This window comes from Streptomyces sp. NPDC037290, from assembly GCF_055603245.1.
Window position 1 is genome coordinate 528,649 of sequence record NZ_JBVJVZ010000004.1, and the last position, 15,007, is coordinate 543,655.

The following is a 15,007-nucleotide window of genomic DNA, read 5'->3' on the forward strand; positions in this document are numbered from 1 at the left end:
GGGACGCCGAGCGGCCTCACAGGGCCATGTCGTCGAACAGCGCGGACATGTCCGGGGCCGAGGTGCGGTCAAGATTCTGTTCGGCCCAGATCACCTTTCCCTGCGCGGCGTAGCGCGTACCCCAGCCGTCCGCGAACTGGGAGACGAGGAACAGGCCGCGTCCTCCCTCGTCGGTGGTGGCCGCCCGCCGAAGCCGAGGCGAGGTGTTGCTGCCGTCCGACACCTCGCACACGAGGGTGCGGCCCAGCAGCATCCTCACGCGCACGGGCGGGGCGCCGTAGCGGACCGCGTTGGTCAGGAGTTCGCTGATGATCAGTTCCGTGGCGAACGCCTGGTCGTCCAGCCCCCAGTCCGCGAGTCGCCGGCCCACCTCGCCGCGGACCGGTGACACGGCCGTCACGTCGAACGGCACGTCCCACGCCGCGACGCAGGACGGGTCGAGCAGCCGCGTCCCGGCCACCAGCAACGCCACGTCGTCGCTGGGCCTCTCGGTCAGCATGGTTTCCACGAGGGTGCCGCAGATCTCCTCAGGTGTCTCGCCCGCTCGGGTGATGGCGGAGCGGAGCATCTCCATGCCCTCGTCGATGTCCCGCGTGCGGTTCTCGACCAGGCCGTCGGTGAACAGCACGAGGCGGCTGTCCTCGGCGAGGTCCAGTTCGCCGGCCTCGAAAGGATGCCCGCCCACCCCCAGGGGTGGAGACAGCGGCAGGTCGGGAAAGGTCACGCCGCCCTCCGGAGACACCACCGCGGGTGCGACGTGCCCGGCGCGGGCGAAGGTGCAGTGCCCCCCGACGGGGTCGTAGACGGCGCAGAGGCAGGTGGCGCCGGTGAGCGGCACACGGTCGCCGTCGGCTTGCTCCGTCTGGGCGTCCAGCCGGGTCACCATCTCGTCGAGGTGCCCGAGCAGTTCGTCCGGGGCCAGGTCCAACGAGGAGAAGTTCAGCACGGCGGTACGCAGCCGTCCCATGGTCACCGCGGCCTGCAGTCCGTGCCCCACGATGTCACCGACGACCAGGGCGACGCGGAAGCCGGGCAGGGGAATGACGTCGAACCAGTCGCCGCCGACGCCGGACTCCGCCGCCAGATAGCGCGTGGCGATCTCCAGCGCGTCCTGCTCCGGAAGGTCCCGGGGCAGCAGGCTGCTCCGCAGTGTCATGGCCATCGCGTGCTCGCGGGCGTACCGGCGCGCGTTGTCGATGGCGACGGCGGCACGCGCCACCAGCTCTTCGGCCACGGCGACGTCCTCCTCCTCGAACCGGGGGGTGTCCGCGGCCCGCCAGAAGTTGGCGATGCCGAGGACCACCCCGCGTGCCCGTACCGGCACGGTGACGAGGGAATGGATGCCGTAGTCCAGCGCCTGCCGAGCGCCCTGAGGGTCCTGGGCCCGCCAGTCCTGGGCGGTGTGCAGGTCCGGCACCAGGACGGCCTTGCCGCGACGGAGTGCCGCCACCATCGGGGTGTCGGCCATCACGAACCGGATCACGTCCCCCACCGGCTGCAGCGGGTGTCCGGTCCGCGCTTCGCTCAGCGCGGTGCGGAGCATACGGTGCACGGCTCCGGTGGGCTCGTCGCCGCGGAGGACGGATTCGAGGAGTTCCACGGTGACGAAGTCGGCCAGGCGGGGGACCGCGACGTCGGAGAGCTCCTTCGCCGTACGGCGCACATCGAGTGTGGTACCGATCCGCATGCCGGCCTCGTACAGGAAGGACAGGCGTCCACGGGCGACCTCGGCCTGGCCGGACAGGGCGGTCAGCTCCGTGGTGTCGCGGAAGGTGGCGACCAGACCGGGCCCCTCGCCGACCGGGGCGGTGAGCCGGGTGTTCACGGCCAGGAGCCGGTCGCCCGCCGGGATCACCGCGTCGGAGGCGGGTTCCCCCGACACCAGCAGCCGCTTCAGTGCGGGTGCCAGGGCCAGGCCCGTCACCGGGCGCTGTTCGGCACCGTCGGGAATGCCCAGCAGCCGGCGTGCCTCGTCGTTGGCGAGCAGGAGCCGCCCGTCGCCGCTGACGATCAGGACTCCCTCGCGCACCGCGTGCAGCACGGCGTCGTGGTGTTCGTACATCCGGGTCATCTCGGCCGGACCGAGTCCACGGGTCTGTCTGCGCAGGCGGCGGCTGACCAGCGCGGTGCCGACGGTCGCCAGCGCGAGCGCAGCGGCTGCCGCCCCGAGCAGCATGGGCAGCTGCTGGTTCAGCACGTGGCCCAGGGTGGCGTACTCGATACCGGCGCTGACCATCCCCACCACACGCCCGCTCGGAACCCTCACGGGTACGACCGCGCGCACGGCGTCGGACGGACGGCCGTGGAACGTCTCGGTGAACGTCTCTCCCGCCGCGGCCCGGCCGACGCCCTGTGCCTTCTTGCCGATCAGGGTGGGATCGGGGTCGGTGAGCCGGATCCCGTTCCTGTCCAGGACGGTGACGAAGTCGACGCCGGAACCCGTTCTCGCCTGCTCCGCCGCCGCCTGGAGCCGTGCCGTCGGATCCGGTGACATGAGTGCCGGTGCGGTGCCGGGCGCGTGTGCGAAGGCTTCCGCCGCGGCCAGCGACCGGTTCTTCGCGTCGCGCTCACCGTCGTACCGCCCCTGCACGACCAGGGCTGCCGCAGCCACCGCGACCAGCACGAGCACCACCAGCGCCTGGAGCAGGAAGACCTGCGCGGCAAGGGTACGTACGCTCATGGAGGACGACATGCGGTGCCTGTCGGGCGGAGCGGACCCCGGCCGACGGTAAGCGCCCCATGACCACCGGGTTCCGGGTGGCGGCGCCGCTCTGGCCCATGGCCTGCGGAAACGTCCGCTCATGTCCCTTTTCTAGCACCGGGCCTGCAAGGTCGGCGACTGCTGCCTTCCCCCAGGGCCGTCAGCGGGGTGAGTCGTGTCGCATCCGGGCGGGCGAGGGTTGCTATGCAACGAGTTGCATAGCAGGATCGGCGTCATGGCGCTCGAACACGCGATCTTGGTGTCGCTCTTGGAGAAGCCGGGGTCCGGCTATGAGCTGGCCCGGCGCTTCGAGCGGTCCATCGGCTACTTCTGGACCGCGACGCACCAGCAGATCTATCGCGTGCTCAAGCGCATGGAGAACGACGGTTGGGTCGACGTCCGGGACGTCCCCCAGCAGGGCCGGCCGGACAAGAAGGAGTACAGCGTCGCCGACCTCGGCCGGGCCGCGCTGTCCTCCTGGCTGCACGACCCGATCGAGCCGGAGAGCGTCCGCCACGACCTGGCCGTGAAGATCCGGGGCGCCGCCTTCGACGACCCGGCCGCCCTGATCCGCGAGGTGGAGCGGCACCGGCAGGCGCACCGGGACCGGCTGGCGCACTATCGCGCGGGACAGGCGCGGGACTTCACCGGGCCCGAGGCGAGCGCGGCCGCTGAACAGGCGCCGCTCGACGCGGAGCGGGAGCTCCAGCACGTCGTCCTGCGCGGCGGCATCGCGTACGAGCGGATGATGATCGACTGGCTGGACGACGTGCTCGCCACCCTGGCCCGGTTCGGCCCGGGCCGCTGACCGCCGCCGCACCCACCGCCGCTCCTTGCGAGCCGGCCGGACCAACCGTCACACCTCCCTCCCGAATCCCCCCGTCCACCAGCCGAAAGGCGTTCTCACCATGGCTGACCAGCTGCTTTTCAACCCCCGCGGTTACGACCCCGCACACTTCGACCCCGAGACGCGCCGCTTGCTGCGTGCCACCGTCGACTGGTTCGAGGAGCGCGGGAAGAGGCGGCTGATCGAGGACTACCGCACCCGCGCATGGCTCGGCGACTTCCTCGCCTTCGCGGCGAAGGAGAACCTGTTCGCCACCTTCCTGACGCCGTCGTCCGCTGCGGGGGAGGGGGAACCGGACAAGCGGTGGGACACCGCCCGGATAGCCGCGCTCAACGAGATCCTGGGCTTCTACGGCCTGGACTACTGGTACGCCTGGCAGGTCACGATCCTCGGCCTCGGTCCCGTCTGGCAGAGCGACAACGCCGCCGCCCGCGCCCGCGCCGCGGAACTCCTCGCCCAGGGAGAGGTGTTCGCGTTCGGCCTGTCCGAGAAGGCCCACGGCGCCGACATCTACTCCACCGACATGCTGCTGGAGCCCGACGGCGACGGTGGCTTCCGGGCCACCGGCTCCAAGTACTACATCGGCAACGGCAACGCCGCAGGACTCGTCTCCGTCTTCGGCCGCCGCACCGACGTCGAGGGCCCCGACGGCTACGTGTTCTTCGCCGCCGACAGCCGCCACCCGGCCTACCACCTGGTCAAGAACGTCGTCGACTCCTCCAAGTTCGTCAGCGAGTTCCGCCTGGAGGACTATCCCGTAGCGGCCGAGGACGTCCTGCACACCGGCCGCGCCGCCTTCGACGCCGCCCTCAACACCGTCAACGTCGGCAAGTTCAACCTGTGCACCGCCTCGATCGGCATCTGCGAGCACGCCATGTACGAGGCCGTCACCCACGCCCACAACCGCGTCCTCTACGGCCGCCCCGTCACCGCCTTCCCGCACGTGCGGCGTGAGTTGACCGACGCGTACGTCAGGCTCGTCGGCATGAAGTCCTTCAGCGACCGCGCTGTCGACTACTTCCGCTCCGCCGGCCCGGACGACCGCCGCTATCTTCTCTTCAACCCGATGACGAAGATGAAGGTGACCACGGAGGGCGAGAAGGTCATCGACCTGATGTGGGACGTCATCGCGGCCAAGGGCTTCGAGAAGGACAACTACTTCGGACAGGCGGCCGTCGAGATCCGCGGTCTGCCGAAGCTCGAGGGCACGGTCCACGTCAACCTGGCGCTGATTCTGAAGTTCATGCGCAGCCACCTCCTCGACCCGGTCCAGTACCCGGTCGTGCCGACCCGCCTCGACGCGGCCGACGACGACTTCCTGTTCCGGCAGGGACCGGCCCGCGGCCTCGGCTCGGTGCGCTTCCACGACTGGCGGCCCGCCTTCGACGCGTACGCGCACCTGCCCAACGTGACCCGCCTGCGCGAACAGGCGGACGCGCTCTGCGCGTTCGTCGCCACGGCCGCTCCCGACGCGGAGCAGAGCCGCGACCTCGATCTCGTCCTCGCGGTCGGGCAGCTCTTCGCCCTCGTCGTGCACGGTCAGCTCGTCCTGGAGCAGGCCGCCCTGACCGGACTCGACGAGGACGTGCTCGACGAACTCTTCGCCGTCCTCGTGCGGGACTTCTCCGCGCACGCCGTCGAACTGCACGGCAAGGACTCGGCGACCGAACAGCAGCAGGAGTGGGCGCTGGCTGCGGTCCGGCGACCGGTCGTCGACGAGGCACGCACGGAGCGGGTCTGGCAGCGGGTCGAGGCGCTGTCCGGTGCGTACGAGATGGCCCCGTAACCCCCCCTCTGCCCAACCGGCCGCAGGCCCGTGTCGCAGTGTGCCGTCAAGCCAGTCGTAGACACGGGCCAGGGCCAGTCGCTGAGCGCCCGCCTGGCAGTGCGCGTCGGCGCCCTCCGTCGCCGTGAACTGCCTCGCAGACCAGCGTGGGGCAGGTGATCCGTTCGGCGAGGCCGTCGCGGAGGTGGCAGAGCGCGTACCTGGTCCCGCAGGGCCTGCCCCGTGAAGCCCCGCACGACGATCTTCCGCTTGGCGGTGTGCTCGGCGCCGGTCATCCGGGCGAGGACCGGCCCGCGCATCACCGGCTCGGCGCGCACCTGCAGCGTTTCGGTGGTGAACGTCTCATGGTCGGTCAGCACCCGCCGCACGTCCCGGTGGCGGGACAGGAGGTGACTGTCGATCGCCGGCTCGTGGTGCACCGGTGCCTGCTCCCGCAGCCGTGCGAAGCAGCGGTACGGATCGGTGGCGAAGTCCTCGGACAGGACGCTGAACCGGGGATTGGCCATGGGCACGCGGAAAGCCTCTCAGGGTGCGAAGAAGGAGCGGAAGCCGGGCCCGCGGGGATCATCGGCGGCCTTGACCGCCGCCCCACGGCGCTGCGGCCCGCGCGCCGAGTTTTGGCACACCCTTTACACGGCGCACGCAACTGTTACCCACACCCTCACTGTCTGACAGGGAGTCGAGCCCGTCAGGGCTGAGGAGCGAGAGAGCGGGGCAGGACGTGGGGCGGCGCAAGAGCGGCATAGGGATCGCACTCGTCACGGGTGCGATGCTGGTGGGCGCGAGTGCATGCGGTGGTGGCAGTGACAAGGCGAGCGGCGACGACGCGAAGGCGTCGGGCAAGCCGGGTGCGAGCGCCTCGCCCTCTCCGACGAAGCCCGCGGGCCCGCCGATGCTGCTGGACACGATCACCCCGCAGACGGGAACCACGGTCGGTGTGGCGATGCCGATCTCGGTGGTCTTCACCAACCCGGTGGCGATGAAGGCCCGGGCCGCGGTGGAGAAGCACATGAAGGTGAGCGCCTCGCAGCCGGTGGTCGGCGCCTGGCACTGGTTCGCCGACGGCAAGCGCGTCGACTGGCGACCGCAGACGTACTGGCCCTCCGGTACGAAGGTGAAGATCGACGCTGACATGAACGGGGTCAGCAACGGCAACGGACGCTACGGCGTGCGCAACTACACGCACAGCTTCACGGTCGGCGACGACGTGCGCGCGGATGTGTCGGTGACCGGTCACACCATGAAGGTGACCCGCAACGGCACGCTGCTGCGCACCCTGTCGATCAATGCGGGCAGCGCCCAGTTTCCGACGTGGAACGGCACGATGGCCGTCATCGACAAGCAGGAGAAGGTCCACATGAACTCCTGCACCGTGGGCATCAGCTGTGACAAGGGCAGCCCCAACTACTACGACCTGACGCTGCCCTGGGACATCCACCTGACCCAGAGCGGCACGTACGTGCACTACTCGACCGGCGACCCCAATCCGGGCAGCGGCAGCGCCCGCGGCTCGCACGGCTGCGTCCACCTGTCCCTGTCGGACGCCAAGTGGTTCTACGGCCAGGTCAAGCAGGGCGACCCCGTCACCATCACCGGCTCCACCCGTGCCAAGGCCCCGGCCGACAACGGCTACGCCGACTTCAACCTGGGATGGGACGAATGGCTCGCCGGCAGCGCGTCCGGGAAGGGGACGACCGCGACCCTGTGATCCGCCGCGGTGGCCGCGCGGTCAGCACATCGATGATGCTGACCGGCGCGGCCACCGTCGTACGCGCCCGCAGGATTGGCCTCCACCGGCGCCCGCCGGCACACGTCCCAAGCGGGGCTCGGTACCCCGTCCGAGTGACTGCGGGGCTTTCCGACCCGGCCTCATCCGCTGTACGCGAGTCTCGTCCCTGCCGGGATTCCTCCTGGCCGGGCGAGGAGGAGCAGTGCTTCGAGCGGGGAGCTTCCGCCGGCAGGCGACCGTGGTCCGGCCCGGCACTTCACTCGCCGGGCCGGACCACCGATCAGAAGTCCCAGCTCTGGCTCGCCGCTCCGTTACAGCTCCAGCTCACCAGGAGCTGGCCGTTCTCAGGCCGGCCGCCCTGGATGTCGAGGCACTTTCCGTTCATCCGGCTACGGATCTCGTTGCCGTTGCGGAACCACCTCTGGTTGATGCCGCCGTCGCAGTCCCACATGCTGACCGAGCCCAGATCACCCTGAGCGAACGCGTAGATCTCCAGGCACTTTCCGTTCATGTTGGAGCGGATCTGCTCCCCGTCCCAGAACCACTGCTGGTTGGTGTTACCGGTGCAGTCCCACGTCACGGTGGTGGCGCCGTTCTCCTGGTGGAACCCGAAGATGTCGGCGCACCGTCCGTTCAGGTTGGACCTGAGCAGCGGTGCCGCGGCGAACGCCGGCGGACTCGTCCAGGTACCGACGACCGCCAGCCCGATGGCCGCCAGCAACGGCACCAGTCGCTTCACAGCTTTCATGCTTTCCCTCCGTACAGCCGGTGTGCGGTTGCGCTGGCACCTGTCTAGCCGCCGGGAGTTGGCCGGTGCCGGGACACGGACGCCGGACATCAACAGCCGGACACTCCACCACGCATCGCGGCTGCTGAAAGGCCGCGGAAAGGAAGGCCATGCCACGTGCCGAACGCCCGCTCGGCCCGGACACCGGTCCGCTGACGCGGTTCGCGGCCGACCTGCGGAAGCTGCGCGAGGCGGCGGGCCGGCCGCCCTACCGGGAACTGGCCAGGAGGGCACACTATTCGTCGACGACGCTGTCGGACGCCGCGGGCGGCCGCACCTTTCCGAGCCTGAGTGTCACGCTGGCGTACGTAGAGGCGTGCAAGGGCGACCGTCGTGCCTGGGAAGCCCGCTGGCACACCGTCGCCGCCGAGATCGCCGTCGGCGCACCAGGCGACGAGCCCGGGGAGACCGGCCTGCAAGGCGCGCAGGGCGCACCGTACGCCGGGCTGTCCGCCTTCCAGCCGGAAGACGCCGGCCGCTTCTTCGGGCGCGAGCGGCTGACCGGCGAGGTGCTGGCCAAGGTGCGTGAACGCCGGTTCGTGGCCGTCTTCGGACCGTCCGGATCGGGGAAGTCCTCGCTGCTACGGGCCGGGCTCGTCGCTCACGCGCAGACATCGGGGTGGCCGGTGATGCTCTTCACGCCGGGCCCCCACCCCGTGGAGGAGTGCGCGATCCGCCTGGCCGCGACGACGGGGGAGGCACCCGGTGCGCTGATGACCGAGCTGCGCGACGATCCCGCGACGCTGCACCTGCGGATCCGCCAAGCCCTGATCGACCGTACGCCGGACATCGACACACTGATCGTGGCCGACCAGTTCGAGGAGGTCTTCACCCACTGCCGGGACCGGGACGAACGGGAGGCGTTCATCGCCCTGCTGATCGCGGCCACCACGGCGGCGACCAGCCGGACCCGGGTGGTGCTCGGCGTGCGCGCCGATTTCTACGGCCACTGCGTCCAGGAACCCCTGCTGGTCGAGGCGATGCGCGACGCGCAGATCGCGGTCGGTCCGATGAGCAGCCAGGAGCTGCGGGAGGCCATCACCCGGCCGGCCGGGATCGCCGGCTGCACGGTGACCGGCCCGCTGCTGGCGGCCGTGGTCGCGGACGCGACCGGTCAGCCAGGTGCGTTGCCACTCGTGTCCCACGTGATGATGGAGACCTGGCGCCGCCGCAGCGGCAGCCGGCTGACCCTGGACGGGTACCTGGCGGCCGGCGGAATCCAGCACGCGCTCGCGCGGACCGCCGAGATCGCCTACCGGGCGTTGTCGCCGGTGCAGCAGGACCTCGCCAGGTCGCTCTTCCTCCGGCTGACCGCGCTGGGTGTCGGTACCGAGGACACCAGGCGCCGGATCACCAGGGCCGAGCTGGACCCGGGCCCCGACACGGCCTTCGTGCTCGAATCCCTCGCCCGGCAACGGCTGGTGACGCTGGACGAGGAGTGCGTCGAGATCACCCACGAGGCGATCATCCGGTGCTGGCCGAGGCTGCGTGGCTGGCTGACCGAGGACCGGGACCGGCTGCTGCTGCACCGGCAGCTCACCGACGCCACCGCAGACTGGGAGGCGCAGGGCCGCGACCCGCACGCCCTGTACCGGGGTGCCCGCCTCGCCGCGGCACTGGACCTGGCCGCAGCGGACGCCGGCCGGCTGACGTCCAGGGAACGGTGCTTCCTCGACGCGAGCAGGGACGCGCAGGCCAGCGACATGGCGGCGGTCAGGCGGCGGACGGTACGCCTGCGGCAGCTGGTCGCGCTCCTCACCGTACTGGTGGTCACCGCGGCCACCGCGGGCGTCCTGGCCATCGGCTCGCGCAGCTCGGCCATCCGGCAGCGCAACGTGGCCCTCGCGCGGAAGGCCGCCGCGGACGCGGCCGAGGTGCGGCAGCAGAACCCCTCGCTCGCCGCGCAGTTGAACCTGGCCGCGTACCGGCTGGCAGCCACCGACGACGTCCGCGATCAGCTGATGAGCACGTTCGCGACGCCGTACATCAGCCGGCTCACCGGCCACACCTCAGACGTGGTCTCGATCTCCTTCGCCCCGCGGAGCACGGTCCTGGCCACCGCCGACTGGGATCGCACGGTCCGGCTGTGGGACGTGGGGAACGCTCACCGCCCCGTGCAGCTGGCGGTCCTGGAGCAGCCCTGGCGGCTGCTGGCGGTCGCGTTCGGGCAGGGCGGCCGCGTCCTGGCGGCCGCGAGCGAACGATCGGTGCGGCTGTGGGACGTGGCGGACCGGCGAGCGCCCGTCCGGCTGAGCACCCTGCCGGACCAGCCGGCCGCGCCGACGTGGGTGGCGTTCCGGCCCGGCGGCGACCTCGTCGCCACCGGCCACACCGACGGGATGACGCGGCTGTGGAACGTGCACGATCCCCGCCACCCGTCGCTGCTGGCCGCCCTCCCCGGCCACACCGGCGTGGTCACCTCGGTGGCGTTCAGCCCGGACGGCCACACACTGGCGACCACCGGTGACACCAGCGCCAGGCTCTGGGACGTCACCGACCCCGTGCGTCCGCGCCCCCTCGACGTGTTGCGCGGCCACACCGACACGGTGACCTCGGTGGCGTTCAGCCCGGACGGCCGGACCGTGGCGACCGGCAGCTGGGATCACACCGCACGGATCTGGGAGATCGGCAGCGGTCCGCGGACGCGGCCACCGGCCGTCCTGCAAGGCCATCCCGCGATCGTCTGGTCGGTGGCGTTCAGCTCTGACGGCCGGACACTCGTCTCGGTCGGCGGGTCCACCCTGTTCTGGGACCTCACCGACCGGGCACACCCCAGGCGCGTCAGCGCGATTCCAGGTGGGGCCTACCAGGCCGCGTTCAGTCCGGACGGTCGCGTGCTCGCCGACTCGGACCGGCTGCTGGACCTGCGGGACCTGTCGCTCGGGACCCACGACGACGTGGTCACCTCGCTGGCGTTCGCCCCCGGCGGCCACCTCCTGGCCAGCGCCAGCTGGGACGGCACCGCCCGGCTGTGGCAGGTCGGCGGCGGCCGGGCCCTGTGGTCGCTCGCGGTCCTGCGCGGGCACACCAAGTTCGTCCGGTCCGTGGCGTTCGGCCCGGACGGGCGCACCCTCGTGACCGCCAGCGAGGACACCACCGTCCGCGTCTGGGACGTGACCGACCCGCGCAGACCGCGGCTCATGTCGGTCGTCGAACCCCACGCCGGCGAAGTCGGCGGGGCCGGCTTCGGCCCGGGCGGTCACCTGCTGGCCGTGTGGACGCAGCACGCGGTGGGACTGTGGGACCTGACCGATCCCGCCCGTCCCCGGCCGCTGAGCCGGATCGCCGAGGGCGGGCCGGTCGTCACGACGGCGTCGTTCCGGCCACACGGCCACACGTTGGTGACGAGCACGGGCGAGTCCGGCTCGCTGCGGTTGTGGGACATCAGCGATCCGCGCAGCCCCCGGGAACTGCCGGCCCCGTTCCGGTCCGACCCGCTGACCGACGGCATCTTCAGCCCCGACAACCGGATCCTCGCAGCCGTCCACCGGACGGACAGGACGGTGTGGCTGATCGATGCCCGCGACAGCGGCCGCCGGGCGAAGGTGACCCGGCTACGGACCGCCGGCTCGTGGGTCTACGGGCTGGCCTTCTCCCCGGACGGCCGCAGGCTGGCAGCCGGCGCCGGGGACGGCAGGATCCTGCTGTGGGACGTGCACGGCTCGGCCGCTCCCACCGTCCTCACCGGCCACACGAACCCCGTACCGGGCGTGGCGTTCGGCCCGCACGGCAGCACCCTGGCCACCGGCGGCAACGACTTCACGGTCCGGCTGTGGGACACCGGTCCGGACAGGGTCGTCACCCGCATCTGCGACAGCGCGTACCCGCGGATCACCAGAGCCGAATGGGCACGGTACTTCCCGGCGGTCGACTTCACCCCACCCTGCCCCATCACATGACACCACGTCACGGCCCGGCCGACTACGCTGCGCGGTACACGCTTTGCCCAGGGAACGCGGCCGGTACCCGGCCCTTCGCGGTCGGGTGGTGAGGGACGACGCATGGACTACTACGATCTCGGCACGTACAGCCGCCCCGTGACGACCTCCTCACCCGAGGCACAGCTCTGGTTCGACCGCGGGCTGGTCTGGACGTACGCCTTCAACCACGAGGAAGCCGTCTCCTGCTTCGAAGCCGCCGCGGCCGCCGACCCCGACTGTGCCATGGCGTACTGGGGCATCGCGTACGCACTCGGCCCCAACTACAACAAACCGTGGGAGTTCTTCGACGAACTGGACCTCGCACGCACCGTCGAACGCACCCACGCCGCCGTGGAACTCGCCCACGAGAAGGCGGAAGCAGGCGCCACGCCCGTCGAACGAGCCCTGATCGGCGCGTTGCGTGCCCGCTGTCCGCAGCCGCAGGCCGTCGACGACTGCTCCGTGTGGAACGCGCCGTACGCCGACAGCATGCGCGCCGTCCACGAACTCGCGCGCGACGACCTCGACATCACCACCCTGTACGCCGACGCGCTGATGAACCTCACCCCATGGCGGCTGTGGAACCTGCGGACCGGTGAGCCGGCCGAGGGCGCCCGCACGCGGGAGGCGAAGGCCGTACTGGACCGGGCGCTCGCGACGGATGCGGGGGCGGGACACCTCGGCGTCCTGCACATGTACATCCACCTGATGGAGATGTCCCCGACACCCGAGGTCGCCCTGCCCGTCGCCGACCGGCTGCGCGGCCTGGTGCCCGACGCCGGCCACCTGCTGCACATGCCGTCACACATCGAGGTGCTCTGCGGCGACTACCGGCGAGTGGTGTCGGACAACGACGCCGCGATCGTTGCCGACGAGAAGTTCCACGCGCGGGCCGGAGCCATGAACTTCTACACGCTGTACCGGTCGCACAACCACCATTTCAAGATCTACGGCGCGATGTTCCTCGGCCGGTTCCGGACCGCACTTAAGGCCGCGGCCCAGCTGGAGGCGTCGATCCCCGAGGAACTGCTGCGCGTGCAGAGCCCGCCCATGGCCGACTGGCTGGAGGGCTTCCTGGCCATGCGGGTCCATGTACTGATCCGCTTCGGCCGCTGGAGCGACATCCTGCGGGTGCCGATGCCCGCCGACCCGGACCTCTACAGCGTGAGCACGGCGATGCTGCACTACGCCCGCGGTGTCGCGTTCTCGGCCACCGGCCGTATCGCCGAGGCCGAGGCCGAACGCCGCCTGTTCGGCGAGGCGTTCGCCCGGGTGCCGGAGACACGCATGCTGTTCAACAACACCTGTGCCGACATCCTCGCGATCGCGTCGGCGATGCTCGACGGTGAACTCGCGTACCGCAAGGGCGACCATGACGCCGCGTTCGCCGCACTCAAGCGGTCGATCGAGTTGGATGACAACCTTCCCTACGACGAGCCCTGGGGATGGATGCAGCCCACCCGGCACGCGTACGGCGCCCTGCTGCTGGAACGGGGACGCGTCGCGGAGGCCGAGGCGGTCTACCGGGCCGACCTGGGACTGGACGACACCCTCCCACGCGCCGTGCAGCACCCTGACAATGTCTGGGCGCTGCACGGGCTGCACGAGTGTCTGGTCCGGCTGGGCAAGGCGGGAGAGGCGCAGATCGTGGCTCAGAAGCTGAGGATCGCCATGGCGATGGCGGACGTGCCGGTCGAGGCGTCCTGTTTCTGCCGCCTCGACGCGGTCTCGGAGACCGCCGACGGGGGCGGTTGCTGCACTCGTCGGCGGGCGACGCCTGAGTGAACGCTTCGGACGCCCGGGTCGGTCGGCTCAGCCGCCGTGGGAGGCCCGCCAGAGTGTGTGTTCCCGGGAGATCGCCTCCTCGGCGTCGGCCACGAAGCCCGCCCAGGACTCCTCTGACGGCGCGGGAGGCACACGGACAGCGATCGCGGACAGTTCATGCCCCGTCACCGCGTATGCGGTCGCCAGGTTCTGGTGCTGCTTGGCCTGCACCCAGGCGGTGCCGGCCGCCGCCAACGCCGCAGCGAACCCCATCAGGTCCACGTCGACCATGCCTGCGGCCCTGGCGATGCCCGCGGCCAGCCCGAGCAGTTCGAGTACGGCCAGGGTGACGGACCAGCGGACGGCGACGCGTGCGTTCCAGCGTGCCTTGCGCCCGTACCAGTCGAGCTGATCCTTGATCCGGTGCTCCAGGTAGAAGACGCGTCGCTCGTCGAGCGGCAGCTCACGAACGCGTGCCATCACAGGAGTGATCTGTTCCGGAGTGCCCCCGTCGGGGATGAGCCACAGTCCCCGGACGTCGGCCTCGATCTGGGCGAAGCGTTCGAGGAGCAGCGCGTCGGCGCTGGTGCTGTCGGAGGCGTCGACCCGAAGCGGCGCGCCGCCGACCATGTAACGCCAGGTGAGCGTCTTGGTGGACTCGGCCACCGCGCGTCCGGTGTACCACTGCCTGTCCGGCCGCTCCTTCAGCAGGTAGACCTCGCTGACCATGGCGGACGCGAAGGCCACCGCCGCCAGGACGGCGGCCAGGTCCGTCCGGCCCACTCGCCATCCGAAGATGCCGAACAGGGCGGCGGCGACCAGGGAACCGAGCTGCAGCCGGGTCGTCCGCAGGTATCTCCGCTGTCCGTTCAGGGAGTTGGAGTCAGCGGCACGGTACAGGGCTGGGAAATCGCCGTGCTTGATGTCCAACGTCGGCGTTCCCCCGGTCACGACCCGTCCCTCCGGGCGGTGACCCGCCCTGCAACGTCCCAGCCCTGCCTCAACGCCTGTTCATTCAATCAGGTCGACCGGGTGGATGACAGCGAGTTGGGGAGGAAGGCGCCGCCCGAACTCCCGTGCGTCACTGGATGGTCCAGCCCACGCTGCCGACGCCCGTGCTGTAGAAGGCGCAGTTGCCGGTGGACTCGCCGTACTGCCCCGGGTTCAGCGTCACCCAGTTGCCGGAGACGTCCGGGGCCCAGCCGCAGACGATCTCGGCGCGGAACGTGACGGAGTGGTCGGTGTTGTTCTGGCAGCCCGCGATGCCGACATCAGGGTCGTTGTTGTGCACCCAGCCCTCGCAGTCGACGGTCCCCTGGGCAGCGGCCTGCGCCGGAACGGCCGCACCGGCGACGGTCAGGGCCACGGCGGAGGCCGCGGCGGCCAGCCCGGCCGCGAGGACGCGCTTCTTGTTGTGCATGTGTACCCCCGTGAGCTCGAGTTGCTGTCTTTCTGTGATCAGTGAAGAGCACC

At 70.9% G+C, this 15,007-nt stretch carries 9 protein-coding genes; 5 read left to right on the plus strand and 4 right to left on the minus strand.

Translation table 11 applies throughout. The features are described 5' to 3' along the window. Window positions 1-16: 16 nt before the first annotated feature. Window positions 17-2,680 carry a SpoIIE family protein phosphatase gene (locus ACZ7HQ_RS17380; protein ID WP_470990252.1) on the minus strand — a complete coding sequence of 888 codons (2,664 nt, stop codon included), beginning with the start codon at window positions 2,678-2,680 and terminating at the stop codon, window positions 17-19. A gap of 256 nt (window positions 2,681-2,936) precedes the next feature. Between ACZ7HQ_RS17380 and ACZ7HQ_RS17385 the strand changes: the two genes are divergently transcribed. The 3 genes from ACZ7HQ_RS17385 (at window position 2,937) to ACZ7HQ_RS17395 (ending at window position 7,042) form a co-directional block, all read left to right on the plus strand. Beyond that, entirely contained in the window at window positions 2,937-3,509 is a 573-nt protein-coding gene (locus ACZ7HQ_RS17385) for a PadR family transcriptional regulator (RefSeq protein ID WP_470990254.1), read from the plus strand. Window positions 3,510-3,609: 100 nt separating this feature from the next. Next, on the plus strand, window positions 3,610-5,334 hold the full coding sequence (locus ACZ7HQ_RS17390; RefSeq protein WP_470990261.1) for an acyl-CoA dehydrogenase family protein: 1,725 nt from the start codon (window positions 3,610-3,612) through the stop codon (window positions 5,332-5,334). Between the two features lie 721 nt (window positions 5,335-6,055). Then, window positions 6,056-7,042, plus strand: a complete 987-nt coding sequence (locus ACZ7HQ_RS17395) for a L,D-transpeptidase (RefSeq protein ID WP_470990263.1) — start codon at window positions 6,056-6,058, stop codon at window positions 7,040-7,042. A gap of 301 nt (window positions 7,043-7,343) precedes the next feature. Here the strand turns inward: ACZ7HQ_RS17395 and ACZ7HQ_RS17400 are convergent, their stop codons facing one another. Beyond that, on the minus strand, window positions 7,344-7,811 hold the full coding sequence (locus tag ACZ7HQ_RS17400; RefSeq protein WP_470990265.1) for an RICIN domain-containing protein: 468 nt from the start codon (window positions 7,809-7,811) through the stop codon (window positions 7,344-7,346). Between the two features lie 149 nt (window positions 7,812-7,960). Here ACZ7HQ_RS17400 and ACZ7HQ_RS17405 point away from each other — a divergent pair, with 149 nt between their 5' ends. Together ACZ7HQ_RS17405 and ACZ7HQ_RS17410 are read left to right on the plus strand one after the other, a co-directional pair. Beyond that, window positions 7,961-11,749 (plus strand): nSTAND1 domain-containing NTPase, encoded by a 3,789-nt coding sequence (locus tag ACZ7HQ_RS17405; protein WP_470990267.1) that lies wholly within the window; start codon window positions 7,961-7,963, stop codon window positions 11,747-11,749. A gap of 102 nt (window positions 11,750-11,851) precedes the next feature. Next, the gene (locus ACZ7HQ_RS17410; protein WP_470990269.1) at window positions 11,852-13,555 is read left to right on the plus strand and encodes a tetratricopeptide repeat protein; all 1,704 of its coding nucleotides are present in this window, start codon (window positions 11,852-11,854) and stop codon (window positions 13,553-13,555) included. A 27-nt stretch (window positions 13,556-13,582) separates the two neighbouring features. Here ACZ7HQ_RS17410 and ACZ7HQ_RS17415 read toward each other — a convergent pair whose 3' ends face one another. Together ACZ7HQ_RS17415 and ACZ7HQ_RS17420 are read right to left on the minus strand one after the other, a co-directional pair. Beyond that, window positions 13,583-14,485 carry a DUF4231 domain-containing protein gene (locus tag ACZ7HQ_RS17415; protein ID WP_470990271.1) on the minus strand — a complete coding sequence of 301 codons (903 nt, stop codon included), beginning with the start codon at window positions 14,483-14,485 and terminating at the stop codon, window positions 13,583-13,585. A gap of 130 nt (window positions 14,486-14,615) precedes the next feature. Further along, the gene (locus ACZ7HQ_RS17420; protein ID WP_470990273.1) at window positions 14,616-14,954 is read right to left on the minus strand and encodes a hypothetical protein; all 339 of its coding nucleotides are present in this window, start codon (window positions 14,952-14,954) and stop codon (window positions 14,616-14,618) included. Window positions 14,955-15,007: the final 53 nt, after the last annotated feature.